The organism is Allohoeflea poritis (assembly GCF_027889715.1).
Classification (GTDB): domain Bacteria; phylum Pseudomonadota; class Alphaproteobacteria; order Rhizobiales; family Rhizobiaceae; genus Hoeflea_A; species Hoeflea_A poritis.
In genome coordinates this window covers 388,410-414,337 of the sequence record NZ_JAPJZH010000001.1, presented here as the reverse complement: position 1 = coordinate 414,337, position 25,928 = coordinate 388,410, and the positions used below count along the sequence as shown (strand labels likewise).

At 60.3% G+C, this 25,928-nt stretch carries 27 protein-coding genes; 15 read left to right on the top strand and 12 right to left on the bottom strand.

Annotated elements, in window-relative coordinates; translation table 11 throughout:
- Positions 1-7: 7 nt before the first annotated feature.
- The 4 genes from OOZ53_RS02100 to OOZ53_RS02085 all read left to right on the top strand — a co-directional run bounded on the left by OOZ53_RS02100 (position 8) and on the right by OOZ53_RS02085 (position 3,558).
- Positions 8-913 carry a hypothetical protein gene (locus OOZ53_RS02100; protein ID WP_271087641.1) on the top strand — a complete coding sequence of 302 codons (906 nt, stop codon included), beginning with the start codon at positions 8-10 and terminating at the stop codon, positions 911-913.
- Positions 914-981: 68 nt separating this feature from the next.
- Positions 982-1,926 (top strand): 2-hydroxyacid dehydrogenase, encoded by a 945-nt coding sequence (locus OOZ53_RS02095; RefSeq protein ID WP_271087640.1) that lies wholly within the window; start codon positions 982-984, stop codon positions 1,924-1,926.
- Between the two features lie 29 nt (positions 1,927-1,955).
- Positions 1,956-2,390 carry a PaaI family thioesterase gene (locus OOZ53_RS02090; RefSeq protein ID WP_271087639.1) on the top strand — a complete coding sequence of 145 codons (435 nt, stop codon included), beginning with the start codon at positions 1,956-1,958 and terminating at the stop codon, positions 2,388-2,390.
- 208 nt (positions 2,391-2,598) lie between these two features.
- Positions 2,599-3,558, top strand: coding sequence for a TAXI family TRAP transporter solute-binding subunit (locus tag OOZ53_RS02085; RefSeq protein ID WP_271087638.1), 960 nt, complete (start codon positions 2,599-2,601; stop codon positions 3,556-3,558).
- Positions 3,559-3,580: 22 nt separating this feature from the next.
- Here the strand turns inward: OOZ53_RS02085 and OOZ53_RS02080 are convergent, their stop codons facing one another.
- From OOZ53_RS02080 to OOZ53_RS02070, 3 genes are all read right to left on the bottom strand, one after another.
- Positions 3,581-4,525, bottom strand: coding sequence for an alpha/beta fold hydrolase (locus tag OOZ53_RS02080; RefSeq protein WP_271087637.1), 945 nt, complete (start codon positions 4,523-4,525; stop codon positions 3,581-3,583).
- A gap of 123 nt (positions 4,526-4,648) precedes the next feature.
- On the bottom strand, positions 4,649-5,788 hold the full coding sequence (locus OOZ53_RS02075; RefSeq protein WP_271087636.1) for a zinc ABC transporter substrate-binding protein: 1,140 nt from the start codon (positions 5,786-5,788) through the stop codon (positions 4,649-4,651).
- 186 nt (positions 5,789-5,974) lie between these two features.
- Positions 5,975-6,406, bottom strand: a complete 432-nt coding sequence (locus tag OOZ53_RS02070) for a c-type cytochrome (protein WP_271087635.1) — start codon at positions 6,404-6,406, stop codon at positions 5,975-5,977.
- Positions 6,407-6,604: 198 nt separating this feature from the next.
- On the opposite strand from OOZ53_RS02070, the gene OOZ53_RS02065 reads away from it, so the two are divergent.
- The 7 genes from OOZ53_RS02065 to OOZ53_RS02035 all read left to right on the top strand — a co-directional run bounded on the left by OOZ53_RS02065 (position 6,605) and on the right by OOZ53_RS02035 (position 13,476).
- Entirely contained in the window at positions 6,605-7,507 is a 903-nt protein-coding gene (locus OOZ53_RS02065) for a LysR family transcriptional regulator (RefSeq protein WP_271087634.1), read from the top strand.
- A gap of 79 nt (positions 7,508-7,586) precedes the next feature.
- On the top strand, positions 7,587-8,177 hold the full coding sequence (locus OOZ53_RS02060) for a helix-turn-helix domain-containing protein (protein ID WP_271087633.1): 591 nt from the start codon (positions 7,587-7,589) through the stop codon (positions 8,175-8,177).
- Positions 8,178-8,264: 87 nt separating this feature from the next.
- A complete protein-coding gene (locus OOZ53_RS02055; RefSeq protein WP_271087632.1) occupies positions 8,265-9,467 on the top strand; it encodes a glycine C-acetyltransferase in 1,203 nt (400 codons plus the stop codon).
- Between the two features lie 12 nt (positions 9,468-9,479).
- Positions 9,480-10,514 (top strand): L-threonine 3-dehydrogenase, encoded by a 1,035-nt coding sequence (tdh, locus tag OOZ53_RS02050; protein WP_271087631.1) that lies wholly within the window; start codon positions 9,480-9,482, stop codon positions 10,512-10,514.
- 20 nt (positions 10,515-10,534) lie between these two features.
- Positions 10,535-12,094, top strand: coding sequence for a trimethylamine methyltransferase family protein (locus OOZ53_RS02045; protein ID WP_271087630.1), 1,560 nt, complete (start codon positions 10,535-10,537; stop codon positions 12,092-12,094).
- Positions 12,095-12,127: 33 nt separating this feature from the next.
- Complete coding sequence (locus OOZ53_RS02040; protein WP_271087629.1) at positions 12,128-12,547, top strand: ester cyclase; 420 nt, start codon at positions 12,128-12,130, stop codon at positions 12,545-12,547.
- Entirely contained in the window at positions 12,544-13,476 is a 933-nt protein-coding gene (locus tag OOZ53_RS02035) for a fatty acid desaturase family protein (RefSeq protein ID WP_271087628.1), read from the top strand. Before OOZ53_RS02040 ends, OOZ53_RS02035 begins: the two co-directional genes overlap by 4 nt.
- Before the next feature lie 12 nt (positions 13,477-13,488).
- Here OOZ53_RS02035 and OOZ53_RS02030 read toward each other — a convergent pair whose 3' ends face one another.
- The 3 genes from OOZ53_RS02030 to OOZ53_RS02020 all read right to left on the bottom strand — a co-directional run bounded on the left by OOZ53_RS02030 (position 13,489) and on the right by OOZ53_RS02020 (position 16,120).
- Entirely contained in the window at positions 13,489-14,376 is an 888-nt protein-coding gene (locus tag OOZ53_RS02030; protein ID WP_271087627.1) for a DMT family transporter, read from the bottom strand.
- A gap of 133 nt (positions 14,377-14,509) precedes the next feature.
- Complete coding sequence (locus OOZ53_RS02025; RefSeq protein WP_425499095.1) at positions 14,510-15,310, bottom strand: aminoglycoside phosphotransferase family protein; 801 nt, start codon at positions 15,308-15,310, stop codon at positions 14,510-14,512.
- Positions 15,311-15,346: 36 nt separating this feature from the next.
- Positions 15,347-16,120 (bottom strand): LexA family transcriptional regulator, encoded by a 774-nt coding sequence (locus tag OOZ53_RS02020; protein ID WP_271087625.1) that lies wholly within the window; start codon positions 16,118-16,120, stop codon positions 15,347-15,349.
- Between the two features lie 158 nt (positions 16,121-16,278).
- On the opposite strand from OOZ53_RS02020, the gene OOZ53_RS02015 reads away from it, so the two are divergent.
- The 3 genes from OOZ53_RS02015 to OOZ53_RS02005 all read left to right on the top strand — a co-directional run bounded on the left by OOZ53_RS02015 (position 16,279) and on the right by OOZ53_RS02005 (position 17,520).
- Positions 16,279-16,587, top strand: a complete 309-nt coding sequence (locus OOZ53_RS02015; RefSeq protein ID WP_271087624.1) for a hypothetical protein — start codon at positions 16,279-16,281, stop codon at positions 16,585-16,587.
- A 61-nt stretch (positions 16,588-16,648) separates the two neighbouring features.
- Entirely contained in the window at positions 16,649-17,062 is a 414-nt protein-coding gene (locus OOZ53_RS02010) for a hypothetical protein (protein WP_271087623.1), read from the top strand.
- Positions 17,059-17,520: a hypothetical protein gene (locus tag OOZ53_RS02005; RefSeq protein WP_271087622.1), complete on the top strand. Its 462-nt coding sequence runs from the start codon at positions 17,059-17,061 to the stop codon at positions 17,518-17,520. Before OOZ53_RS02010 ends, OOZ53_RS02005 begins: the two co-directional genes overlap by 4 nt.
- Positions 17,521-17,569: 49 nt before the next feature.
- On the opposite strand, the gene OOZ53_RS02000 is transcribed toward OOZ53_RS02005, so the two are convergent.
- From OOZ53_RS02000 to bcoG, 6 genes are all read right to left on the bottom strand, one after another.
- A complete protein-coding gene (locus OOZ53_RS02000) occupies positions 17,570-18,454 on the bottom strand; it encodes a DMT family transporter (RefSeq protein ID WP_271087621.1) in 885 nt (294 codons plus the stop codon).
- Positions 18,455-18,551: 97 nt separating this feature from the next.
- On the bottom strand, positions 18,552-19,337 hold the full coding sequence (locus OOZ53_RS01995; protein ID WP_271087620.1) for a carnitinyl-CoA dehydratase: 786 nt from the start codon (positions 19,335-19,337) through the stop codon (positions 18,552-18,554).
- A complete protein-coding gene (locus tag OOZ53_RS01990) occupies positions 19,330-21,357 on the bottom strand; it encodes an acetate--CoA ligase family protein (protein WP_271087619.1) in 2,028 nt (675 codons plus the stop codon). The genes OOZ53_RS01995 and OOZ53_RS01990 overlap by 8 nt, the downstream gene beginning before the upstream one ends.
- 3 nt (positions 21,358-21,360) lie before the next feature.
- Complete coding sequence (locus tag OOZ53_RS01985; protein ID WP_271087618.1) at positions 21,361-22,521, bottom strand: acyl-CoA dehydrogenase family protein; 1,161 nt, start codon at positions 22,519-22,521, stop codon at positions 21,361-21,363.
- Positions 22,518-23,984 carry a carnitine 3-dehydrogenase gene (locus tag OOZ53_RS01980; RefSeq protein ID WP_271087617.1) on the bottom strand — a complete coding sequence of 489 codons (1,467 nt, stop codon included), beginning with the start codon at positions 23,982-23,984 and terminating at the stop codon, positions 22,518-22,520. The genes OOZ53_RS01985 and OOZ53_RS01980 overlap by 4 nt, the downstream gene beginning before the upstream one ends.
- The gene (bcoG, locus tag OOZ53_RS01975; RefSeq protein ID WP_271087616.1) at positions 23,981-24,889 is read right to left on the bottom strand and encodes a 3-dehydrocarnitine:acetyl-CoA trimethylamine transferase BcoG; all 909 of its coding nucleotides are present in this window, start codon (positions 24,887-24,889) and stop codon (positions 23,981-23,983) included. The genes OOZ53_RS01980 and bcoG overlap by 4 nt, the downstream gene beginning before the upstream one ends.
- Positions 24,890-24,997: 108 nt before the next feature.
- Between bcoG and OOZ53_RS01970 the strand changes: the two genes are divergently transcribed.
- Positions 24,998-25,906 (top strand): GlxA family transcriptional regulator, encoded by a 909-nt coding sequence (locus OOZ53_RS01970; RefSeq protein WP_271087615.1) that lies wholly within the window; start codon positions 24,998-25,000, stop codon positions 25,904-25,906.
- Positions 25,907-25,928 lie beyond the last annotated feature (22 nt).

The following is a 25,928-nucleotide window of genomic DNA, read 5'->3' as shown; positions in this document are numbered from 1 at the left end:
GTCCACGATGCGTTCAGCGCTTGCACTGATAATCCTGTCGGTCTTTGCGATACAAGATGTGGCGGCTGCGGATGCGTGGCGCATCGAACAGGTGTCGAAATCGGCGTTGCCGCCCGGCGGCTTTTCCGAAACCGGTCGACCGGCACCGGGTGGATTGCCCGACGGTCTGATCGCGACCGCGCGGCATGGCGATGTTTCGGAGGCCTGGTACAGCGAGCCCACCCGCCGTTACGGCCATGCGATCCTTGGCGATGCGATCGAAGCGGGTGCACTTAACGTCAGAACTGCCGAGGGCGATGTTGTCACATTCAGGCTGCCGCAATCGCAGGTCTTTGAGGACCGGACGCCGCGGCTTGCCGACCTCGACGGTGATGGGCGCACCGAGATCATTACGATCCGCTCGGCTCTGTCGGAGGGCGCGGCGGTGACAGTTTACGGACTGGAAGCCGGCAAGCTTAGACAGCGCGCCACAACGGACTTTATCGGGCGTACCAACCGCTGGCTGAACATTGCCGCGATCGCCGACCTCGACGGAAAACCCGGTCTGGAGATCGCCCATGTCCGCACGCCGCATATCGGCGGGACGCTGATCGTTCACACCTACCGGAACGGCGGGCTGAACCGCATCGCGGCACTGGACGGATTCTCGAACCACGCCATAGGATCGCCTGAAATGCGGCTTTCGGCGGTCGCTGACATCGATAGTGACGGGCTGGTCGAAATCGCCTTGCCGTCCGCCGACCGGCGCGCGTTGCGGATCGTCGGGCTGGGTTCGGGCGGTATCGAAGAACATGCCGCCATAGCACTGCCGGCCAGGGTTACCGAGCCGGTGCTGCACGGGAGCGTGACGGATAGCCCGCATTTCTTTCTCGGGCTGGACAACGGGCGGGTCTATCGTGTCGGACGAAAGTAATGGCACCACGACGCGGACCGCCTTGAAATGAAGCATTCGACACCGAGCAAATCAGGAGTTCCGGCTGAATGACCACCACGATTCCGTTTGTCGCACGCACGGATGAAGACGACCGCGGGGCATGGCTGGAGGCGCTTGGTGCTGCAATGCCCGCCTATCGGATCAGGCCGTTTTCCGATTTGAATGCAGAGGAGCGTGGTGCAGCACGTGTCGCGATCGTTGCCGATCCGGATCCCGCCGATCTGACGCTTCTGCCAAATCTTGAATGGATTCACAGCCTGTGGGCCGGCGTCGAACGGATCGTGTCGGAGCTTCCGGTCGACGGGCCGAAGATCGTCCGCCTCGAGGATCCGCAGATGGCAAAGACCATGGCCGAAGCGGTGCTTGCCTGGACATTCTACCTGCACCGCGATATGCCGCGCTACCGACGTCAGCAGGACGCCCGTATCTGGAAGATGCACGACCTGCCGCTGCCGTCACAGAGAACCATCGGCATTTTGGGTCTGGGCAATCTCGGCCGTGTTGCCGCCGGCAAGCTTCTCCAACAGGATTTTGCCGTATGTGGCTGGAGCCGTTCCGGCACCCTGATGGATGGTGTCGAAACGTTCAGCGGTCCCGGGGGGCTCGGCCATGTGCTGGCAAAATCCGATATTGTCGTCGTGCTTATGCCGTTGACGCCGGAAACCAGCGGCCTTCTGAACACCGACCGGCTGTCGGCGATGAAAACCGGCGCGAGCCTGATCAATTTCGCCCGCGGCCCCATTGTCGATTCCGATGCGCTCCTGAAGCAGCTTGATCGCGGGCACCTGGACCATGCCGTCCTCGATGTGTTTGACCGCGAACCGCTTCCGCAGGACAGTCCGCTGTGGGCGCATCCATCCGTAACCGTGCTGCCGCACATATCGGGGCCGACGAACCGGACAACCGCGTCTGCCATCGTCGCTGCCAATATCGGAGCCTATTTCGAAACCGATCGGATTCCCGGCAGCGTGGACCGGGCGAGGGGCTATTGAAACGGGACCATGAGCAGGGGAAGGCACCGATGAAAATGACCATTCCGCAGAGCGTGGATGAGTGGAACAGACGCGGCGAGGACTATCTACCGGGGCTGTTGGGCATCGAATTCCAGCAGGTCGAAGAGGACCTGGTCGTTGCACGATTTTCAGTCCGGACGTCGCTCATGGCATGGAATGGTTTCCTGCATGCCGGGTCCGTGGTTTCGCTGGCCGATACCTCTTGCGGATACGGCACGTTGCGATCGCTGCCTGACGGCGCCAGCGGTTTCACGACCATCGATCTTACATCGAATTTTCTGGGAACGGCGCGAGAAGGCGATGTGGTCTGCAGGGCAAAACCGCTGCACAAGGGCCGTACAACGCAGGTTTGGGATGCCGAGGTGATTTCGGAGAATTCGGGGAAACCCATGGCGCATTTCCGGTGCACGCAGATGATATTGTGGCCGAGGCCGGAAATTTGAGTTGTAAACCATCGCCGAAAAACATTTGCATAACATAACATTGCGTCTATTTCCGAATTCAATTATGCAGCTGGCGTAAAGAACAGGAACTGGAAAGAATCAGAGGAATCGGCTTTCCTGACTCCATACCGCTGCGTGGAAACGCGCGCGGGGCCGATGTTGCCCGGTTGGCCTGAAGTCATGAGTGTCATCATCGGAGGAATGTGACATGAATTTGCCGACGAAATTTCTGGGCATGTGTATTGCGTCTTTGTTGCTGGCTGCCGGGCCAGCTCGGGCGGAAGTACAGATTACCCTGAAATCGGCAAAACCGTCCTCCTCCTACTACAAAATGGGTGAACAGCTCGCGCAAGCGCTCAAGGCCGGCTCGCAGGGCGAGATTATCGTGACGCTCGGAGAAAGCGCCGGTTCTGTCCAGAACATCCTGGATGCCGAGAGCCAAGAAGATGACTACATCTTTACCTCGCCGCCGGTGCTCGTCAGCCTTGCACAGCAGGGCAAGGCCATGTTTGCCGACAAGGACAACAGCGATTTCGGCAGCATTCGGGCGTTGTTTCCGATCCCCTCGCTGACCATGCACTTCGTGATGGCGCAAGAGGCGGGATCGCTGACTTTTTCCGATCTCGACGGCAAGTCGCTTCTCATGGACAACGGTACGTTCGCCGCACGGGAAGGCGCCAAATATATCAAACTCTTCGGCCTGGAGGGCAAAGTCTCGGTCGTCGATACCGAATTGTCGGGTGCGCTTGAGGCCCTCAAAAGCGGCAAGGTCGACGGTTTCGTCATGGCGGGCTCTTGGCCCGCGCCCATGGTCGTCGAAGTGTCCGAGGAAACCGGAATCAATCTGCTGACCATGGACGGCGAAGAGGTCAAGAAAACCAAGCGCACGCGCATGGTCATACCGGGCGGCACCTATGCCGGCGAAGATGATGCCATCACAACGACATCGGTTCCGATGGTGGTCTACACGACAACCGAAATGGACGATGACACCGCCTATCTCCTGACGAAAACCTTTTGGGCGCAGAAAAAGGTGATGGCCCGGTCTGCCGCGTGGTGGGAAGGGGTCGACGACGAATTGATGGTCAACATCACCGGTCGTCTTCATCCCGGCGCACTGAAATTCTACAATGAGGTCAGGTTTCCGATCGCCGAAGACCAGCGGTAAATCCGGCACAGGGCAGGTCGGTTCAGCTGGCCTCTTGGCGCAGGAAGTCGATCAGTATCGGGTTGACGGTATCGTGCATCTCGTAGAGCAGGCCGTGTGTGCCGCCTTCCATGATTTCGACGCGCGCATGCGGCGCCGCCCGTTTGAGGCGAGCGGCGCTTTCCAGGCCAATGACCTGATCGCAGTCGCCGAACAGGGCCATCATCGGCACGACCTTTGAAGCAGCAGCGAAAACGTCGTCACGGTTTCTCATCGGCAGGTGCCGCCAGGTTTGCAGCACCGCCGGAAAGTAGCCCCGATACCGCATTTGTTCGGTATCGTCGCCCTGCATGCAGCGTGAGTCATCAGCCGGATGGTCCTTTATCTGCGGGTCGCCAAGCAGCACAGCGCGGCCGCAAATTCTCCACAGCCAGTCTCCAAGCAAGGGAATAAGCAACAGGCGCCCGAACGTTCGGCCCAGAAATGGCTCAAGTGCAAGTCCGGCGGGCGCAAGCAGGACCAATGCCGACAGCCGCTCGGGGTGCCGTGCGGCAAATTCTGCCGAAATGATGCCGCCCATTGAATAGCCAACGAGACCTATAGGTTCGTTCAGCCCGAGCGCGTTAAGCAATCCTGCAAGTTCCCTGTCGAAGAATTCGGCGTCGTAGCGCGCCTTGGGACGGCTCGACCATCCACGGCCGAAATGATCGAAAAGGACCACATGATAGCCGGCTTCGGCAAGAGCCGCCGCATTTTGTTCGTAGACGAATTGCGGAGTGCTAAATCCGTGCACCATGACAACAACGGGTCCGTCTTTCGGTCCACGTCTGGTGTAGTAAAGATCACCGGCCTCGAGAGAAACCGTTTGCCCCGGAGCATTCGCCCTGCGCTCTTCATTTGTAAGGGGCTTTTCGCGGAAGCCGGCGATAAACCAGCCAAGTGCGATGGCGAGTCCGCCTAACAGAATTAAGCCTATGATCCAATCCATGAATTGTCCCTGGATCGCAGTTGAATCCTCACAGGGACCTTATGAAAGCAGCCCATACCCCACAAGACACAAAGGACCGCGAATGCGGTCCTTTGCGCAGCTGGCCTGGGGCGATGTTTAGGCTCAGCTATTTTCCGACAAACATTCACGCATGTTGTCGGCCAGTGTGCGTATGAGCGTGAAATACAGCTCCCCACCGTTATCAAGGTTCGCGCCTAACGGATCGAGCACACCGGATTTGGCATTGGTGTTTTCTGTGATGACTTCGACGATCTTCGGTTCAAACTGCGGTTCGGAGAAGACGCAGGTCACTTCGAGTGACTCCACCTTTTCTCTGATTTCAGCGACACGCGCCGCGCCTGGGGCCACTTCCGGGCTGACTGTAATTGATCCGGCGGCAGTCACGCCAAAGCGGTTCTCGAAATAGGGATACGCGTCATGGAAGACGATGAACGGGCGGCCCCTGACAGGTTCGATGACGGCGGAGACTTCACTGATCAACTGATCGAGGCGAGCTTCCAGTTTCTCCGCATTGGCTTCATATTTGTCGGCGTTTTCCGGGTCCGCCTTCGTCAGGGCTTCCTCTATCTCGTGGACAAGCAGCTTGGCGTTTTGCGGGTCCAGCCACACATGCGGGTCGAATTCGCCATGTGCATCGTGTCCGGCGTGATCGTCATGGTCCGCGTGATCATCATGATCAGCGTGCTTATCATGATCGTCGTGATCATCATGTGACGCATGTTTTTCATCGTCGTGATCATGATCGTCATGATCAGCGTGTTTCTCATGATCGTGATCGTCGCGATCATCATGGTCCGCATGCTTCTCGTGATCGTGGTCATCGTGGTCGTCATGGCCCGCGTGTTCTTCATGATCGCCATGATCATGGTCATGGCCTTCAAAGGCACCGCCTTCGCGCAACGGCAGACGCGTCAAACCATGCGCGTCACCAAGCTCGACCACGGTCGCGTTCTGGCCGATCGTTTCAAGAGGATTGGTGAGAAAAGTCTCAATATCGGGTCCAATCCAAAACACGAGATCCGCCTTCTCCAGACTTTGAGCCTGGGACGGCCGCAGGCTGTAGGTATGAGGCGAAGCTGCGCCATCGACAATGATTTCCGGTGTGCCGACACCATCCATTACGCCAGCGACGAGGGAATGAACGGGTTTGATGGACGTCACAACGGCCGGTGCCGCGTAGCTGGCCGCCGAAACGCCGAGCCATACGGCGGACGCGAGAAGTACGGAATGAGATTTGCGCATGAAAGGACCGCTTCTGTTATGTTGTAACACTGGTTCGTAATGCTATAACGTAATCAAAAAACGGCCTCAAGCCCCGGCGCGCATAAACTTTGCCGCCAGGAATTCGTCGAAATTTACTGAAGTTTTGCGATGGTCTGATTTGACCGCACCGGCGTCAAGCGCCGGTGCAGATTGCCGGTGCTGACCCTATTCTTTCTTGACGCGGTAGCCTTCGTGGCAGCTGCCGCAGTTCTTGGTCGCCGCGCCAAAAGCCGCACGGAATCCATCGAGGTCAGCGATCTTGACATTCGTGTCGGTGATGAACTTGGCGACCGCTGCGTTAAACCCGGCCCGGTCTTCCCAGATCTTCGGAGAGGCTTCCGTGTTGTTTCCGGTCTCTGACCCGTCCGGGAACATGTATCCGAAACCGTTTGCCGCAGCGTTGAGCGTGTTGAAGACCAACTGTGCGGTTACGGGATCAAACTCCATTTCACCCTTGGCAATCTTGGCACCGGCCCCTGTGGCCGCGCCGACATTCTTCATCAGATTCTGCCGGTCCGCTGAAGGATCGTCAGCCGCGTAGCTTCCGCCGATAAGGGCGGCTGAGAGAATTCCTGCCAGTGCGATTGTGCGATTCATAACGTACTCCCGTGAGGATCATTGTGAAAACTGCAGTCGTGACGACCTCAAGCCGTCCGCCATCTGCCCGCAACCAGGCATATGTCACTCCGTTCCCGCGCGGAAAACCTTGTCCCAGGGTGCGTACAATGACCGGAAAACTGTAGGAAATGCGAAAACGCTCGACAACGACCAGTTTTGCATATTCAATCTGCAATTATGCAGAACCCGGACTGGGACATATTTCGCTATGTCATCGCCGTCGTGGACAGCGGGTCGGCAGTGGCCGCCGCGGAGCGCCTCGGCGTCAATGCCAGTACGGTGCTGCGCAAAATTGCGAAATTCGAAACCGACAACGGTGTGCGGCTTTTTGAAAAACGTCAGTCGGGTTATCGGCCGACGGCGGAATGCGCGACGATTGTCGAAGAAGCGCGCAAGATCGAACAGAACGTGATGGCGATCAACCGCGATCTGCTTGGACGCGATCTGCGCCTTGAGGGTCGGCTTGCCGTCACCACGACCGATTCTCTGCTTGTCTCGCTTCTGGCGCCGCTGATCGAGGTCTTCACTGCACACCATCCCCGGATCCGGGTGGACGTTTCGGTGACCAACAGCCGCTTGAACCTGCCGAAGCAGGATGCCGATATTGCGATCCGGGCTTCCAAGATGCCACCCGATACGCTGGTTGGACAACGCGTGTCGGGTCTTGTCTTCGCTGTCTATGCACCAGCTGTATTTGCCGACGGAACTTCAGATGATCGCGGCCAGGTACTCGGAAATTCACGCTGGGTGGGGATTGGCCAGGCCCTGTCGGCATCGCCGGTTGGCGAATGGATGTCGCGCAATGTGGCGCCTGGACAGATCGCCATGACAGCCGATACATTCGTTGCCGTTCGAGATTGTGCTCTCGCCGGAATCGGCATTGCCGTGTTGCCGTGCTGTCTGGGCGATACATCCCGAGGCCTTGTGCGCTTGACGGGCCCGATAAGCGAAATGGATACGTCGTTGTGGGTTTTGACACACTCGGACATCCGAGGGGCTGCCAGGGTCAAGGCCTTCAATGAATTCGTGACGCGAGAGTTGCGCGCCAAATCCGCGCTGCTGGAAGGCGCAGGCGTATGATGCAGGGCCGGGGCCGATTTCCTATATACTGGAATCTGCGCTAGAAGGGGCGCGGTCTTGAACCGTCATGGAGCAGTGCATGAATGTCGCGCCGACACCCGATATCGGCAAGCTCGTCCGGTCGAAACGCAAGGCGCTTGATCTGACACTGGAACAGCTGGCGGAGCGCAGCGGTGTATCGCGCTCGATGCTGTCCGCGATTGAACGCGGCACCGCCAACCCGACATTCTCGATCGTCTGGGCACTGTCGCAGGCGCTCGGTCTGGATCTGGCGACACTTGAAGGTGCGGCCAGGCAGGATGAACCGATCGAGCATCAGCACCACTATTCGACGCCGTTAAGGCGAAGCGCGGACGGAAAGTGCGAGCTCTTTATGCTGAGCCCGGTGCGAACTGTTTTGCCGGTTGAATGGCATCATCTCGTGATGCAGCTGGGAGGGTGCCTGGAATCGAAGGCCCACGCCGCCGGAACCTTCGAACACCTGACTTGCCTCGCCGGTTCGCTTTCCGTGTCTGTCGGCGGCAAGACCGTATACGCTCAGGCCGGCGACACGCTGCGTTACCGCGCCGATGCACCGCATCGCATTGACAATGTGGCCGATGGTGAAACGCAGGCATTGCTGCTGGTTGCGCAGCCCGATCAGTACCGGGCAAAATCTGTTATGATGTGATGTCAATCGCCAGGCGTTTTGCCTTTCGATTGACATCATCCGCAATTATTCCAATATACTGGAATCTGTACAACATACAGGAAAATCATGTCCGGAACTCTGATCGACTCAGCGCGGAACGCACTTTCTGAAATCGAGGAGGCCGGGACGCTGAAGCGGGAACGCATCATCACTTCGCCGCAAGCGCCCGTAATCCGCACTCGCGATTCCGAGGGCGTGGAGAACGAGGTGCTGAACTTTTGCGCGAACAATTACCTTGGGCTTGCCGATGAACCCCGACTCATCAATGCCGCGAAACAGGCACTGGACAGCCATGGCTTCGGTATGGCCTCGGTGAGGTTCATCTGCGGGACACAAGACCTGCACCGAACGCTCGAGGAGCGGACCGCTGCCTATCTGCGCATGGAAGACGCAATCGTCTTTCCGTCCTGTTTCGATGCCAATGGCGGTGTGTTCGAGGCGTTGCTGACCGATGCCGATGCCGTGATCTCGGACAGCCTCAATCACGCCTCGATCATCGATGGCATCAGGCTGTGCAAGGCGCAGCGGTTCCGCTACGCCAACAACGATATGGCTGATCTCGAAAAACAGCTTGTTGCCGCAAAGGACTGCCGGCACCGCCTGATCGTGACGGATGGTGTTTTTTCAATGGACGGCATCGTCGCGGACCTTCCCGCGATCTGCGATCTGGCGGAACAGCACGACGCCCTGGTGATGGTGGATGACTGCCATGCGACCGGTTTCCTCGGACAGCGTGGCGCCGGTACGCCGGAACTGCGCGGTGTCGAGGGCCGGGTGCACATCCTGACCGGCACATACGGAAAGGCGCTTGGCGGGGCTTCGGGCGGTTACGTCGCGTCAGCGGGACCGATCGTCGACCTGCTGCGCCAGAGGGCGCGGCCGTACCTCTTTTCGAACGCCGTCGCTCCGGCGGTTTGCGCCGCCGCCATTGAGGCGATCGAGATGGCCGAGGCTGCGGTCGATGAACGCCGTCGGTTGCACGACAATGCCGCCAGGTTCCGGGCCGGCATGGCGGCGGCTGGTTTCACGCTGATCGAAGGCGATCATCCGATTATTCCGGTCATGGTCGGCGATGCCGCCCTGGCCGCAAAACTTGCCGACACGATGCTCCAGCACGGCGTTTATGTCATCGCCTTTTCCTATCCGGTGGTTCCCAAGGGCATGGCCCGCATCCGCACGCAAATGTCCGCGGCCCACACGCCGGAACATGTCGGGCGCGCGGTGGCGGCGTTTACCCAGGCCGGGCTTGAACACGGCCTGATCAGTTAGGGAGGGTGTCCGATGCGTGCACTGGTAAAGGAAAAGGCCGCCCCCGGGCTGACGATGAAGGAAGTGGAGATTCCGGAGCCCGGACCGGGCGAGATCCGTATCAGGATCGACAGCGCCTCGATCTGCGGCACCGACATTCATATCTACAACTGGGATGACTGGGCGGCGAAGACCATTCCAGTGCCGATGACCATCGGCCATGAATTTGTCGGCCATATCGACAAGCTGGGTCCGGGCATCGGCGGTTTCGAACCGGGCCAGCGCGTGTCCGGAGAGGGCCATATCGTCTGCGGCCAATGCCGAAACTGCCGTGCCGGGCGCGAACATCTGTGTCGCGACACCAGGGGGATCGGCGTCAATCGGACGGGTGCCTTCGCCGACTATCTCGTTATCCCCGAGCACAATGTTTACCCCATTCCGGACGATATTCCGGATGAGTATGCGTCGATCCTCGATCCGCTGGGCAATGCGGTGCACACAGCGCTCAGCTTCGATCTTGTCGGTGAGGACGTCCTGATCACGGGAGCGGGACCCATCGGTCTGATGGCGGCCGCCGTGTGCCGCCATGTCGGTGCGCGCCATGTCGTCATAACCGATATCAATCCGAAGCGCCTGGAGCTTGCGAATAAAATGGGCGCGACGCGAGCGGTGGTCGCGGGCAAGGAAGACCTCGACGATATCATGGCCGAACTCGGCATGAAGGAGGGCTTCGATGTCGGACTTGAAATGTCCGGTTCCGCGGCCGCCCTGCAGGACATGATCGAAAACCTCAACAATGGCGGCCAGATCGCCTTGCTCGGCATATTCCACGGTCAGGTGACGATCGATCTCAACAAGGCCATCTTCAAGGGATTGCAGTTCAAGGGCATCTACGGTCGTGAGATGTTCGATACCTGGCACAAAGCGCTGGCGATGCTTGAAAGCGGTCTTGACATCTCTCCGGTTCTGACACACCGCTTTGCATTTGAGGATTTTGAAAAGGGCTTTGAAGCGCTGCGAAACGGTCAGGCGAGCAAGGTGATCCTCGACCTGCACGAAGCGTCCTGACCGAAGAGGAGATTCGAATCATGGCAAGCGTATCTTCGGGAGGCGACGCACCACAACGCCGACGCGGCGGACGCGAGCGAAAACGCGGCTCCGCCGGCGTTGTCGCGCGGCCTTTCGTGCAGCCGACACGGCCGCATGCTCCGATCGATCTTGCCTCCGAAGACGCCATTGAGCGTATCCACACAGCGTCGCTTCAGGTGCTTTCGGAGACCGGCATCAATGTTCTGCACGACGGTGCGCGTGCGATCATGAAGAAGGCGGGAGCGGATGTAACTGCGGACGATACCCGTGTCCGCTTTGATCCCGATATGATCTTGGAGCACGTGGCGAAGGTGCCGCGGCAATTCGTTCTGCATGCAAGAAATCCGGATCACAATGTGCTGATCGGCGGCGACAGGATGGCGTTCTGCCTGATGGCCAGCGCACCCAACGCCTCGTGCATGGATCGGGGCCGGCGCAGCGGCAACCAGGACGACTATCGGAATTTCCTGAAACTTGCACAGCATCACCCGATCATCCATCTGCTCGGCGGCTATCCCGTGGAGCCGGTCGATATCCATGCCTCGATCCGCCATCTCGACTGCATTTCCGATTACATCACGCTGACCGACAAGGCATTCAACGTCTACTCGCTCGGCAAGGAGCGCATTGCCGACGCCATCGAAATGACCCGCATAGCGCATGGCATCAGTATGGATGACCTGAGGCGCCAGCCATCAGTCTTCACGATCATCAACACCAACTCGCCGCTGCAACTCGACATACCGATGATGCAGGGAATCATCGACATGTCGTCGATGGGGCAGCCGGTGGTGATCACACCCTTCACGCTGTCGGGCGCCATGGCGCCGGTGACGATTCCGGGAGCACTGGTATTGCAGAATGCCGAGGCGCTGGCCGGGCTTGCCTTCAGCCAGATGGTGAATCCGGGCGCGCCGGCCATGTATGGCGGTTTCACGTCGAATGTCGACATGAAATCGGGTGCGCCGGCATTCGGCACGCCCGAATATATGAAGGCGCAATATGTCGGCGGGCAACTGGCGCGGCGCTACAATGTGCCTTACAGGACGTCCAATGTCTGCGCCGCCAACACGGTTGACGCGCAGGCGGCCTATGAGTCCGTCTTTTCGCTCTGGGGCGCCGTCAACAGCGGCGGCCACATGCTCAAGCACGGCGCCGGTTGGATGGAGGGCGGTCTGTGCTGCTCATACGAGAAGGTTATTCTCGATATCGACCTGCTTCAGATGGTGTCCGAGTTCTGCACGCCGCTGAACTTCGACGATGACGAATTGGGCGTCGATGCGATCGCCGATGTGGGCCCCGGCGGTCATTTCTTCGGAACGCCGCACACGCAGGCGCGATACAAGGATGCATTCTACGCGCCCATTATCAGCGACTGGCGCAATTTCGAGACCTGGCACGAGGCCGGCGAGCCGACGGCGATGCAAAAGGCCAATGCGGTATGGAAGCAGCGTCTGGCCGAATATGAGCGTCCCGCCCTGGATTCCGGGATCGCCGAAGAACTGCGTGAATTCGTCGAGCGCCGCAAACAGGAAGGCGGCGTGCCGACGGATTTCTAGCGGGTGGAATGCCGCCCAGCGAGGAAATGCGTGATGACTGACGAAAACAAAGAACTGGCCCGCCGGGCGCTGGAGTTCTGGTCGAGCGACAACAATGACGACACCGCACAGGTGTTTTCAGAACGCTACGTCAATCATCAGGAGCCGAGCATCGAGGGCAATGTGAAGGACCTCGATCTCGATGGATGGAAGGCCCTGGTCGCCGGCTATCATGCGGCGTTTAGCGAGTCCCGCGTCCGGATCATCATGCAGATCGCCGAGGACGATCTGGTCGCGACACGCTGGGAATTCACAGCCCGGCACACGGGCGACTATGTCGGACACCCGCCGACGGGAAAGACGGCGGTCTGGACGGGCGTCGAGATCGATCGCATGGCCGGCGGAAAGATCATCGAAAGCTGGGTTGACTGGGACAAGTACAGGCTGCTTGAGACATTGGGACTGCTGCAGTGACGGGGCAGCGGACGAAAGAGGTTCAATCGCCGGTATCGAACCACTGGGAATTCCTTGCTTCGCTTTCGCCTCAGGAAAAGAAGCGGCTGACCGAAAAATCGGATGCAAGGGGCATTGTGGCCCTGGCGCTCCATACAGGCACGATTGTTGCGCTCGCCGTGCTGATCGCAGCTAAGGTTCCCTTTTGGCCGCTGCTGATGGTTCCGCAGGGCATTGCAATCGTTTTTCTTTTCACGACTTTGCATGAGACGATCCACCGCACGGCTTTTGCGACACCCTGGATCAACGACATTGTAGCGCGCATATGCGGTTTCCTGATCCTGCTTCCGGCCGAGTGGTTCCGTTACTTCCATTTCGCCCATCACCGCCATACGCAGGATCCCGAACGCGACCCGGAACTTGCGCACCCGAAGCCGGAAACCGTCGTCCAGTATATTATCCATGTCTCCGGGCTGCCTGTTTGGAAGAGCCAGATTGCGACACTGATCCGGCACGCGGTCCGCGGCACCAGGGATGATTTCGTACCGCAGGCCGCGCGTCCGGCGATCACGCGTGAGGCGCGGCGGATGCTGGCAGCCTATGTAGTTCTCGCGGCAATTTCGGCGGCCGCAGGATCAACACTATTGCTTTTTGTGTGGATCATTCCCGCGATCCTCGGCCAGCCATTCCTGCGGCTCTATCTTCTTGCAGAGCATGGCCGCTGCGCTTTCGTCGCGAACATGTTTGAAAACAGCCGCACGACATTCACCAATCTTCTGGTCCGCAGGCTTGCCTGGAACATGCCATACCATGCCGAACATCACGCGTTTCCGGGTGTGCCGTTTCACCGGCTTCCCGAATTTCACCGTCTGACGAAATCGTATCTGCGCGAGACCGAGGACGGCTATGTCCGTTTCACCGGCCGGTATGCGCGCTCGCTCAGCGGGTGAGAAGGATCGCCTTCAAAGCAGGATGAGCGCCGTGCCGCACACTGCCAGCAGCGCGCCGAGCCAGGCGAGAAGCCTGGGGCGGACACCGGTCAGGGCCCAGATCATCGGCAGCATGATGACGGGAGCCGCAGAACCGAGCACGACGGCCACACCCGTGTCGATCCAGCGCACGGCATAAAGCAGCAGGCTGACAGCAACCACGTGACCCAGGACGCCCGGAATTATGGCGTGTATCGTCAGGCCAAGCCCGGGTTTTTCAGGCGCCGCGAACATCGGGGCGTTCCAAAGCGCTATGATCATGATCACCAGTGTTCCGCCGGCCGTGCGCAGCGCGTTCGCCGCGAGGGGATCGGTTCCAGCGAGCATGGCCGGCTTCAGAAAGACCAGCCCGATCGCATTGGACAGGGCGGCCAGCAACCCCAGCCCGACCATGATCGCCATGGAGCCGCGGACATGCTCGAGCCCGTCCTGTTTGTTGCCCCCATACAGAATCGCCAATGCCGTTCCCGTCAGCGCGATCGCACAGCCGAGCAGCTTCTGGCCGCTAATGACTTCGCCCAGCATGAGGAAGCCGAGCAGGGCGGCCATCGGGCCGTTCATCGACAGAAGCAGTTGCGACCGGCGCGGTCCGCCGCGCCGCATGCAGGCGAACATGGAAATATTTGCCACAACCACGCCAAGGACACTTGCTATGACAAAGGCCGGCCACTGATCCCATGCGACGCTTTGCCAACCACCCATAAGGGAAACGACGACAATCAGCAGCGCAGCCGACCAGGCAAGCTGCATGCGGGTTAGTGCAAAAGGGCCAAGAAGGGTTGCCGGCTTGTGAGCGAGCAGGGCACCCGCCGCCCAGCAACAGGATGCGCCGAGGGCAGCGGAGGCGGCAAGGATTGGCATGGTCGGGAAAGGTCTCCGGCGCGTTGCTTATCAAATGTGACTAACATGAATGTTTGGTGTGGGCTACGCTTTTTGCAGCGTTTGGTTGAATTTGTTCAGCGTCAACGCGTCCGGGTTTAGGCCGGCATCGCGCTCAAGCAGCCAGCCCGGCAGCCGCAAGACGCGCCAATTCGAGTCGGCTGTTCACGCCAGCCGCGTTGTCGTCAAACATCATGCTCGCGGACAATCCGGCCCAGGCGAAAATCCACTTCAACAGACGCCGTTGATCGATGCTCGCCGCGTTCGACACGATCCGCGCCTGCCGTGCGAGCCGTCCGGGCCGAAGTGCACTTTGTGGATCCGGATTGCCGAAAAGACAGCAATACTCAAACGACCGTTCGCCGATGATTCCCTTGGGATCAATGGCCAGCCAGCCGCGCGGCCCGAAGTGAAGGATGTTTCCGTGATGCAGATCGCCATGCAGGACATGGCTATCCGTCCGCGATCCGAGCAACTCCCTCGCCATGTCCGCCGACTGATGCAATATGCCGCCATGGGTGTCCGCGGCCGCGAAGAGGCTGTCGAAACGACGTTCGAGCGGGATAAGCCCTGCCGGCGGTTTATCGGCTTTCCTGTGCAGCGTGTCGGAAACGGCGCAGATGATCCGGGTTGCTTCGTCGTCGCGGCCGTCTTTGACCATCTGTTCGAGCGACGGACCGGATTGGGCCCGTTCGAGGAGCAGGGCGTCGCCTTCACGGGCAATGACACGCGCGGCACCATTCCCGCCCCACCAGGCCAGGACAGATGCGCCATGCCGCTCTTCCGGCATCAATGCGATTTTCAGCATGGCCTCTTGGCTATCGCGCATCCGGACGGGCAGCAAGCGACTATACGCGGTGACGATCGGATCGCCATCGGCGGCCAGATCCCAACGTTGCAGATAGGTTGCGAACATCATGAAGGTGCGGCGCTGCTCTTCAGATTTCCGGGTTCAGACGGCGCCGCCCATGACAACGAGGTGAACGGAAATCACCTGGCCGGCGGGGAAATGCAGTTCCTTTTCCGGATTGTATTGCGCCAGGACAAGTTCCTCGGCATTCCAGCGAACGAAACGTTTGACATAGGCAAGGGCAGGTCCGTGTTCTTCGGCCTGTATCTGGGCGACGACAAAGTCTCCGCGACGCGCCCGTTTGGACGGATTGACGAAGACGATTTCGCCATCGAAATAACGCGGTTCCATGGATTCACCGGCAACATAGACGGCGTATGCACCGGCAACAGAAGAAAGACTTGGCGGCGAAAACACATCATCCAGCCTGTTGCCATTCATCACGAACTCACCATCAACACCGCCGACTGCCTGTCCAAATACCGGAATTCTCAAATGCGGATCAGGCAGTTCGTCGCCCAGCCGTGCGTTGGCCGGCAGAGGCTGCATCGGCACATCGCTTCCAGCCGTATTTGATTGTATTTGCTGCGTCATTGCAACCAGTATCTCTTTGTCAGGCGCAGATTTGTTCCGGTTGTGTTCCGCAGCGCCCGCCGGTGGGCCGGTCGGTGATGGCGGGTCGTAGGATGCGCTTCCGAACATCAGTTCCGACGGGCTCAAGCCCAGATGCGGTGCAATCCGCTCCGCCCATTCCTTGGTAAGCTGCCGCTCTCCCGCTTCGAGGCGTCTGATTTGCGGTTGGGACGTAGCCACGCGCTCTGCGAGCTGTGCCTGCGTAAGCCCCAACGCCTCCCGCCGCTGCCTGATACTGTTCATGCGTTCTTCAAAGTCCGATGCCGTGCCGCATCTACTGATATATTCCATTTTGGTCTGCTCAACAAAAACCATTTCGGTATTTAGGATTGACGATTATACCAAAATGACATAAATTACAACCCGGTCGAAATTATATATTAAAAATATAGGTTTAACTGATGTCGCGCCCCCACCTTCCTTACGCTCCGGACCAGCCGGAAGACAATACAGCACTGCCGGAACGGATCGATGGTATGGCTGAGGCGGCCGGCATGTCGTACTTCGATAACAATGAGAACAAAACAAGAACAAAATGGTGCGGCGAAGCCCGCAAACGATTGGCGCCTGTGCTCGGGATCGACAGGGTGTGGCGCGAAGTTGTCGATTTCGGCGAGCCCTCATCCGGTACTGGCGAAGAGGGCTGGGGCCGCAAACGCGTGTCGGTGCCGAGGGTATCGATTTTGGATGGACCAGCACGGAAGGAGTGAGCCGGCGGCAAGAGATTTCCCACAATGACCATTCATCAGAACTCCAAGACAGGGACGCCAAATGCACAATGACCGGCAACCGCAGACGCTGCCCACCACCATACTGGATCTCAACGCGAAACCGCGCGGTCGGCGCGGCAAGCTGGACATGCGGCAGAAGGAGGCATTGCTCAGAAGCTATGCGGGCGGGGAGCCGACATCAGCTTTAGCGGATTGGTTTGACGTCGACGAAACCTACATCCGAAAACTGGCCAGCCGCCACGGCATCAGAAAGGGCGCCATTGCCGTCCCTGCGCGACCCCGGACGAAAACCGCACGCAAGTCGGTCAACAACAGTCACCTGACGGCGTTCAAGTTCGCGTGGCGTGGTTTTCATGTGCCCGGCCACCTGGAGCAGCGCTATGTCGACCTCCTTGTCCGCGGGTTCAGCCGCATCCAGGCGGCCCGCAAACTGGGACTGCTCGAATCCAAATGACGGCATTAAACGAGGACGGGCAGCCGCCGCGATCGAAAATTGCTTGCGCCCGGCGTAAACCGTGCGACATCTACAAGGTGGCGCGGCAGTGTGGCGTCAGGCTTTTTAATGGTGCACGCATCTACAAAAAGGGGCGGCGGCCGGGAGAGTGTTTCTCACCCGGCACGCTCAGGCGTATCGGGCGGGCGCTGGGCGAGGCGCATCTGGCCCTCGTCCTGCGGCTGATCGTCGAAACTGACGGCAATGCGCTTGAGCTTTATGCCGACACGCTGTCCGCGATCTCATCACTTCTTGAACATCATCCGGAACTCATCGAGCGCGGATCAGAGCTTTTCGAGGCGTTCGACAAGATCGATCTCGCCGCATTGCGGCGCCATGCCCACGCGATGGAATGCGGATTGCCGCCGGCGCATATCATGCGGGTTCTTCTCATGACGGAACTCTCGCCGGTTTCCTGAATGCGCGCTTCGCGCCGAGGCGCGGCGCGGCCGGTGAAACGCCCGTCCTTCAGCGTTCGACAGTCACCGGTTCCGGGCGCGATCGTTCGGTGAGGATGAAGGCGACGCCGGCGATGACGACGGCCCCGCCGATCATGACCTGAAATGTCAGGCGCTCTCCCAGGAACAGGGCGCCGCCGGCAATCGAGAACACCGGAAGCATCAGAAGGAAGGGAGCGACCTGGTTGAGCGGATGCCGGCGCACCAGCGAATACCACAGACTGTAGCCGATGACCGTCATGACCACACCGAGATAAAGCACCGCCGTCCAGACAATCCAGTCGGCCGATTGGACGGCCTCCCAATGCCCGCCCTCGAATATGAGTGACATGACCAGAAGCTGGGGCGTTGCGAAAACGGCCACCCAGGCGGTGACCGCCATCCCGTTCATGTCGCGAAGCGTCCGGACCATGGCCTGACCCAGCGCCCAGGAAAATGCGCCGCCAACCACCAGCAGGATCGAAAGCCAGGCAGCGCCAAGCTTCGGCTCACCGGCAATGAGCCCGACGCCTGAAAAGGCAATCGCTATGCCGAACCATTTGCGCAGGCTGGTTTTCTCCCGGAATGCGACTGCGCCGACCAGAACCAGAAATGGCACTTCGAGTTGGACCACAAGAGCGGCGATCGATGCGTCGATCCCGACAAGGCCGGTGAATGTCAGGCTGTACTGGATGGCAGCCGAGACGAGAGCGATCGAGAAGATCTTCAAAAACTGACCGACCGGCGGTTTGACGAACCAGACAAGCACCAGCGCGGTGACCGCGAAGCGGAACGCCATCAGGAGAATGGGCGGGAATTGGTCGATGGCGGCCTTGGCAAAGACGACGCCCATGCCCCAGACAAGCGCAACGGCAACGCCCATCATATAATCAATCGGTGAAAGCTTACCGCCCATCGTCCCAATCCGTACTGCTCCGAACGGCAGCCCTCGGGCCCCTCAATGAGCAAAAGCCAAACTGCGCGATGATTGCCGCCATGGCAAGCGTTCTGCGCTAGCGGCCTTTCCAGACGGGATCGCGCTTCTCTGAAAATGCATTGAAGCCCTCAAGCATATCCTCTGAACCGTAAAGTGTGTCGACCGTTTCGAAAGTCCGGCTGGTGATCTTGTCCAGCGCATCCTGAAACTTCATGTTTTCCGCCTCTCGGACCACCTCCTTGATGGCGGCAAAGACCAGCGGAGGCCCCGCTTCCAGATGCCGCGCGAGTTTCCATGCCTCGTCCATCAGGGCTTCCTTTGTGGTGATGCGATTGACGAAACCCCAGCGATGCGCCTCTTCGGCATCGAGCCAGCGTCCCGTGAAGAGCATCTCCATGGCGATGTGGTAGGGGATGCGCTTCGGCAATTTGATCGATGCGGCGTCGGCAACGGTTCCGGAGCGGATTTCCGGCAGTGCAAAGGTGGCGTGTTCGGCTGCGAGGATCATGTCGCAGGAAAGCGCCAGTTCCAGCCCGCCGCCGCAGCAAATTCCGTTGATGGCCGCGATGACCGGCTTGTTGAGACCGGGCAGTTCCTGCAGGCCGCCAAAGCCGCCGACACCATAATCTCCGTCAACGGCGTCGCCACCAGCCGCCGCTTTCAGATCCCAGCCCGGGCAAAAGAATTTTTCACCTGCGGCGGTGACTATGGCAACGCGCATATCCGGGTCGTCGCGGAATTCCGCGAACACATCGCCCATGATGCGGCTGGTGGCGAGATCGATGGCATTGGCCTTCGGCCGGTCGAGCGTCACTTCCAATATGCCGCCCTCACGGCGGGTCCTGATTGGAGCATCAGACATGGGCATCCTCCCTTGATATCAGCGCATCGGCGGCAATGGCGAAGTCCGGGCCGCAAAGCAGCGGATTGACTTCGACTTCCGCAAGCCCGTCGGCGTTGGCGATAACATAGTCCTGAACGGCCATGATCGCCGAGACGATAGCCGAACGGGACGCCGCCGGCGCGCCCCTGTATCCATTGAGCAGCGGCGCAATTCTTAGCGCATCAAGCGCGTTCCCAATCATCTCCGGCGATGCCGGAACAAGCAGCGATTGCCTGTCCTTGAGCAGCTCCGTGAGCGTCCCCCCGGCGGCGATGGTCAGCAAAAAGCCGTGCGCATCGTCCCGCACGATGCCGATCAGCAGTTCGGCCACGCCTCCGAGAATCTGTTGCTCGACCAGAAATCGCTCGGCTGACATATTTTTCGCGGCATCTTCGACGGCGGCCGCGGTCCAAAGGCCGAGAACAACGGCACCTTGCTCGGATTTGTGGGCGAAACCTTCGCCTTTCAGAACGACGGGAAATCCCAATTCGTCGGCCACAATCGCGGCCTCTTCAGGCGTTTTCGCCGACTGTGCCATCGGGACGGCAATTCCGAACCGTGCAAGCTCGGCCTTTGCATCGGCCTCGCTCAGCGTTCGCGGGGAAGACGGGGCGGGTGCGGTCAGCACGGGCGCGTATTCGGGTTTTGTTTCGGCGTCCGCCGCGCAGCGGATGGCCGCGCAGGCTTCTTCCAGACCGTTCAGCGGTACAACGCCGCCGCTCAGAAGCCGATTTGCGATGTCTTCCGGCATATTCTCGGGAAGGCTCGAAACGACCGCGAAATCGCGACCGGCCCTGTCGCGCGCCGCCAGAGTGGCAGAAACCAGCCGGTCCCAGTCCGATTGATCGCACCGGTCTCCGCGCGGAAAATCGAGCACCAGGAGCGTCAGTGCGTGCGTGCCTTCCGCCATGGTGCAGAATGTCTCGGTGAGCGCCGCCTCGTCGCGCCAGATCTGCGTATGATAATCGAGCGGGTTCGCCGGCGTCACCAGCGGGCCAAGCAGGTCGCGCAGCCTTGCTTCCTGCTGGGCGGAAAGAGTCGGGAATTCGAGGCCGTGGCGATGCGCAGCATCCGCGATCAGCGCCGCTTCGCCGCCCGAACAGCTCATCGATGCGATACGTCTCGACGCCAGCGGGCCGGTTGCGTGGAGCAGTTTCAGTGCTTCCAGAAACTCGGAAAGCGTGTTGACCTGACCCATGCCGAGCCGACGGAAAAAGGCGGTTGCGCCCGCCGAATGACCGGCAAGTGAAGCCGTGTGGGTGAGGGCAGCCGCGCGCGCGTGTTCGGAGTCGCCGACCTTGAGTGCGACAACCGGCTTGCCGAGTTTTCGCGCCGATGCAGCCAGCGCCTCGAAGGCCCGCACATCCTCGATCCCTTCGATGTGAAGGCCGAGGACGCTGACGCGGCTGTCCTCCAGCAATGCCCTGCCGATTTCGGCCAGCCCGATCTGTGCCTGGTTGCCGGCGGTAATCACATAGGCAAGCGGCAAGCTGCGTTTCTGCATGGTCAGATTGATGGCGATATTGGAGGACTGCGTGACGATCGCGGCACCGCGCGATACTCGTGCGCCTCCATGCTGGTCCGGCCAGAGCAGCGCGCCGTCGAGATAGTTGACGAAGCCGTAGCAGTTCGGGCCAAGCAGGGTTACATCGCCGGCTGCTTCCAGAAGTTCTAACTGGAGATCGACCCCGTCCGCCGTCTCGCGAAAGCCGCTGGCAAAGCAGACGGCGCCGCCTGCACCGGCTGCATTGAGCGCCCGAACGGTCTCGATCGTCGCATGGCGGTTGACGCCGATAAACGCCGCATCGGGAATACCCGGCAGGGCGCCGATGGCCGCATAGGCGGGCAGGCCGCCCACCGTGTCGCGCGTCGGATGAACGGGCCAGATGTCTCCTGCAAAGCCCATCTTGCGGTTTTGCGTCACCACCGCCTCGCACCACGCACCGCCGCCGACTACGGCGATTGAGCGCGGACGCAACAGACGCTGGATCTGCGACACCCCTCAGGCTCCCAGCGGCCGCAGCAGATCGCGGCTGATGATGTGGCGCTGGATTTCGGACGTGCCGTCCCAGATCCGCTCGACACGGGCATCGCGCCAGAACCGCTCCAGCGGCAGATCGTTCATCAGCCCCATGCCGCCGAAGATCTGGATGGCCGCGTCGGTCACCCGTGCGAGCATCTCGGTGGCATAGACCTTGGCACTGGCGATCTCCCGGTTCGCCGGAAGACCGGCGTCGAGCCGCCAGGCTGCGTTCAGCGTCAGAAGATCGGCCGCGTCTATCTCCGTGATCATGTCGGCGAGCTGGAACGATACGCCCTGGAATTTGCCGATCGGCTGGCCGAACTGTTTGCGTTCCGCAGCATACTCAAGCGCAAGATCGAAGGCACGGCGCGCCCGCCCCACGGCCATCGCAGCCACCGTAAGCCGAGTGGCGTAGAGCCATTCATTCATGACCGCGAAGCCGCCGTCCACGTCGCCGAGCACCTGTGTTTGCGGCAATCGGCAATTGTCGAAATCGAGCACCATATTCTTGTAGCCGCGATGCGAAACCGACTGATATCCCTCGCGGATCGTGAAGCCCGGCGTGCCGCGATCCACGAGGAAGGTGGTGATGCGCCTCTTCGGGCCGCTCGGCGTCTGATCCTCGCCGGTCGCGACAAAGACGATGATGAAATCAGCGTGTTCTGCCCCGGAGATGAAATGCTTCGTGCCGTTGATGAGCCAATCGTCGCCGTCGCGGATCGCGGTGCATTTCATGCCGCGGATGTCCGATCCGGCATCCGGCTCCGTCATCGCCAGCGCATCCATCTTTTCGCCGCGCACCGCCGGCAGCAGATAGCGTTCGATCTGCTCATCCCGGCAGGCCATGAGGATGTTTTGCGGGCGGCCGAAGAAATGGGTCAGTGCCATGGAGCCGCGACCGAGCTCACGCTCGACCATGGCGAAATCCACATGCGAGAGACCGGCGCCGCCGACGCTTTCGGGAAAATTGCAGGCATAGAAGCCGAGATCGATCGTCTTCTGTTTGATCGATTGGGCAATCTCTTCGGGCACTTCGCCTGAGCGTTCGACCGTATCCTCGTGTGGATAGATTTCCTTTTCGACGAAGGAGCGCACCGTGGAGACGATCATCTCCTGTTCGTCGGTCAAACCGAAATTCATGCGGACCTCCTTTGGCCGGTGTGCCGGCCGGCGGTATCGGGTCGGGGCATTCCGGCATGTTTTTGCGTGATCTTGGCGATGGCTGCGCTGACATCGGGCAGGGCGGGGCAGGCACGGCTTTCCTTGTTGTCGACATGCAGCAGCATCTGCTCGGCCGTTGCAACGGATTGCTCGCCGGCAAGGATCGTATGGAACAGATGGATGCGCTTCTCGTCCGAGGACAGGATCTGCGTTGTGGTGGTCAGTCGGTCGCCGAGTTTTGCTTCGCCCAGATGCATCAGGTGACTTTCGACGGTGTAGTAGCTGTGACCGCCGGCGACGTAGTCCCGGTTTACGCCGATCATGCGCAGGAGTGCGTCCGTGGTGTCGCCGAATACCTGAAGATAGCGGTACTCGGTCATGTGGCCGTTATAGTCAATCCAAGAAGGCAGAACCGTCGCTTCCCAAAGGCATAATGGCGCGGCGACTTCGCCGTCGTGGCCGGCAAGCGGCCTTGCGATCTGTCGTTCATGCGCGTTGATCAGCGCCCCTGCGGCGCTGTCACGGTCTTTCAGCGAACGCATGATGCCTATGAGGTTTTCGTCGCGCAGCCGCTCCAACTGACGGATCGAAAGGGCGCCCGACTGTTTGTCGGACTGGGATGCGATTTTTTCGATCAGTTCATCGGTGAGTTCCGGGACATCCGTCAGCTTTGTCCATGGCCAGTGAAGGCACGGCCCGAACTGGGCAATGAAATGTTTCATGCCGGCTTCCCCGCCGGCGATGCGGTAGGTCTCGAACAGGCCCATCTGCGCCCAGCGGAGACCGAAACCGTAGCGGATCGCATCGTCGATCTCCTCGGTGGTGGCAATGTCGTCGCGCACCAGCCACAGCGCCTCGCGCCATACAGCCTCGAGGAGCCGGTCGGCGATATGAGCGTCGATCTCATTGAGCAGGTGGAGCGGCGCCATGCCGATGCCGCGCAGGATCGCCTCGGCCCGTTCAATGTCCTCTTTGCTGTTTGCGTCGGTCGTCACCAGTTCCACAAGCGGCAGCAGATAGACCGGGTTGAACGGATGCGCGACCATAATGGGGCCGGGCCGTTCAACGCTTTCCTGCAGCTCGGACGGCTTGAAGCCGGAAGCGGACGATCCGACCAGCGCATCCCGTTCGGCATGGGACAGGATTTCCCGATAGGTGCCGTGCTTGATGTCGAGGCGTTCCGGTACGGATTCCTGGACCCAGGTCGCGCCTTCCACCGCTTCGGCGATGGATGGATGAAAGGACAAGGCGCCTTCGGCCGGCATTGCGACGTCGTAGAGCTGCGGCAGGGCAAGGCGGGCATTGGCCAGCACCTCGCCGATCTTGCGCTCCGCATGCGGGTCCGGATCGAATACGCGAACGTTCCAGCCATTGAGAAGGAAGCGCGCCGCCCAGCCGCCGCCGATGACGCCGCCGCCGATGATCGCTGCCGTATCGGTCATTTGGGAAGCCGCTTGGTCAGGCCGAGACGCTCGCGCACCTGCTGCGGGCCGATCACCCTGGCGCCCATCGCCTCGATCAGCGTCACGGCGCGTTCCACCAACGCTTCATTGGTCGCGAGCTTGCCCTTGTCGAGCCAGAGATTGTCCTCAAGCCCGACGCGCACATTGCCGCCGGCAAGAACGGCTGCCGCGACATAGGGCATTTCGTTGCGGCCGATGGAAAAGGCCGACCAGTGCCAGTCTGCAGGCACGTTATTGACCATCGCCATGAAGGTGTTGAGATCGTCGGGCGCGCCCCAGGGAATGCCCATGCAGAGCTGGACGAGGGCAGGGCTCTTGATGATGTCTTCCGAGACAAGCTGTTTGGCGAACCAGAGGTGGCCGGTGTCAAATGCTTCGATCTCCGGCTTTACGCCAAGTCCGGTCATCATCGCGGCCATCGTGCGCAGCATGCCGGGCGTGTTCGTCATGACGTAGTCCGCTTCGGCGAAATTCATCGTTCCGCAGTCGAGCGTGCATATCTCAGGAAAGCACTCCAGAATATGGGCAAATCGCTCTTCCGCGCCAACCATGTCCGTGCCTTCCTGCAGCGGTAGCGGCGCGTTGGGGTGCCCGAAAACCAGGTCGCCGCCCATACCGGCTGTCAGATTGAGCACGACATCGACCTCGGAAGCGCGGATCCGCTCGGTCACCTCGCGATAAAGATGAAGGTCGCGCGCCGGAGCGCCGGTTTCCGGATCGCGCACGTGACAGTGGACGATTGCAGCCCCGGCCCTGGCGGCCGCGATCGCGCTGTCAGCGATCTGTTTGGGGCTGCGCGGAACATTGGGGCTTCGGTCCTGCGTGCTGCCCGATCCGGTGACGGCGCAGGTAATGAAGACGTCGCGATTCATTTCGAGCGGCATGGCGTGGTACCTCCTCCCATGAGGCTACGCCGCTTGCGTTTCATCATCATGCAGAATTAGACTATAATCATGCCAGATTGGTTCAAAACACAGACCGGAACCTGCCGCGTGGGAATTCTGCTTTTCGAGCAGTTCTCCAATTACTGCCTTGCAAACACCGTCGAGCCGCTGCGGGCGGCCAATGACGTGGCGCGACGCAAACTTTACGACTGGCACTTTCTGACGCTTGACGGGGAGGCGGTGAACGCCTCCAGCGGCCTGTCGGTCGCGCCTGACGCGTCGCTGCGCGAAGGTGCCGGCGGCGAGATCCTGTTCCTGCTCCCGAGCTACGGTTTTCGCACATTGGCAAAGCCGGCGAGTCTCGCTGCTCTGCGATCGGCGGCTCAGCGTTACGGAACGCTTGCCGGCCTGGATACGGGTAGCTGGCTGCTGGCCGCCGCCGGCTTGCTGGACGGCCGGCCGGCGACGATCCACTGGGAGGAGCTGGAAGGGTTTTCCGAGAGCTTTCCAGAGGTCGAAGCGCGGCGCGAGCGCTTCGTCATCGACGGTGACAGGATCACCTGCAGCGGCGCCATGGCGACCTATGACCTGATGAGCGAACTGCTCGGCCGGCATCATGGCGAAGCGCTGCGGCTGGAAGTCAGCTGGCTTCTGATGCAGGGCAGCGCGTCCGCCGGTGACGCACCGATTGCCGCGGCGCGGAGCCCCGCCGTCCAGCGAGCGATGCGCACCATGCAGGAACATGTGGAAGAGCCTTTGCCGATGAAAAAGGTCGCCCGCCGCGTCGGTCTGACCCAGCGGGCGCTTGAACAGCGATTCAGAAGCGAGCTCGGTGCCGCGCCGCGAACCGTCTATCGCCGCATCCGCCTTCTGGCCGCCCGTAAGCTGGTCGACGAGACTCGGTTGCCTGTCAGCGAAATTGCCTTGCGCTGTGGTTACGAGAACCCCAGCGCCATGACACGGGCCTTTGCAGCCGAGTTCGGGCTGACCCCAAGGGACATTCGAAACGCGGTGTGACTTGCACAGGGCCCTTGTATCT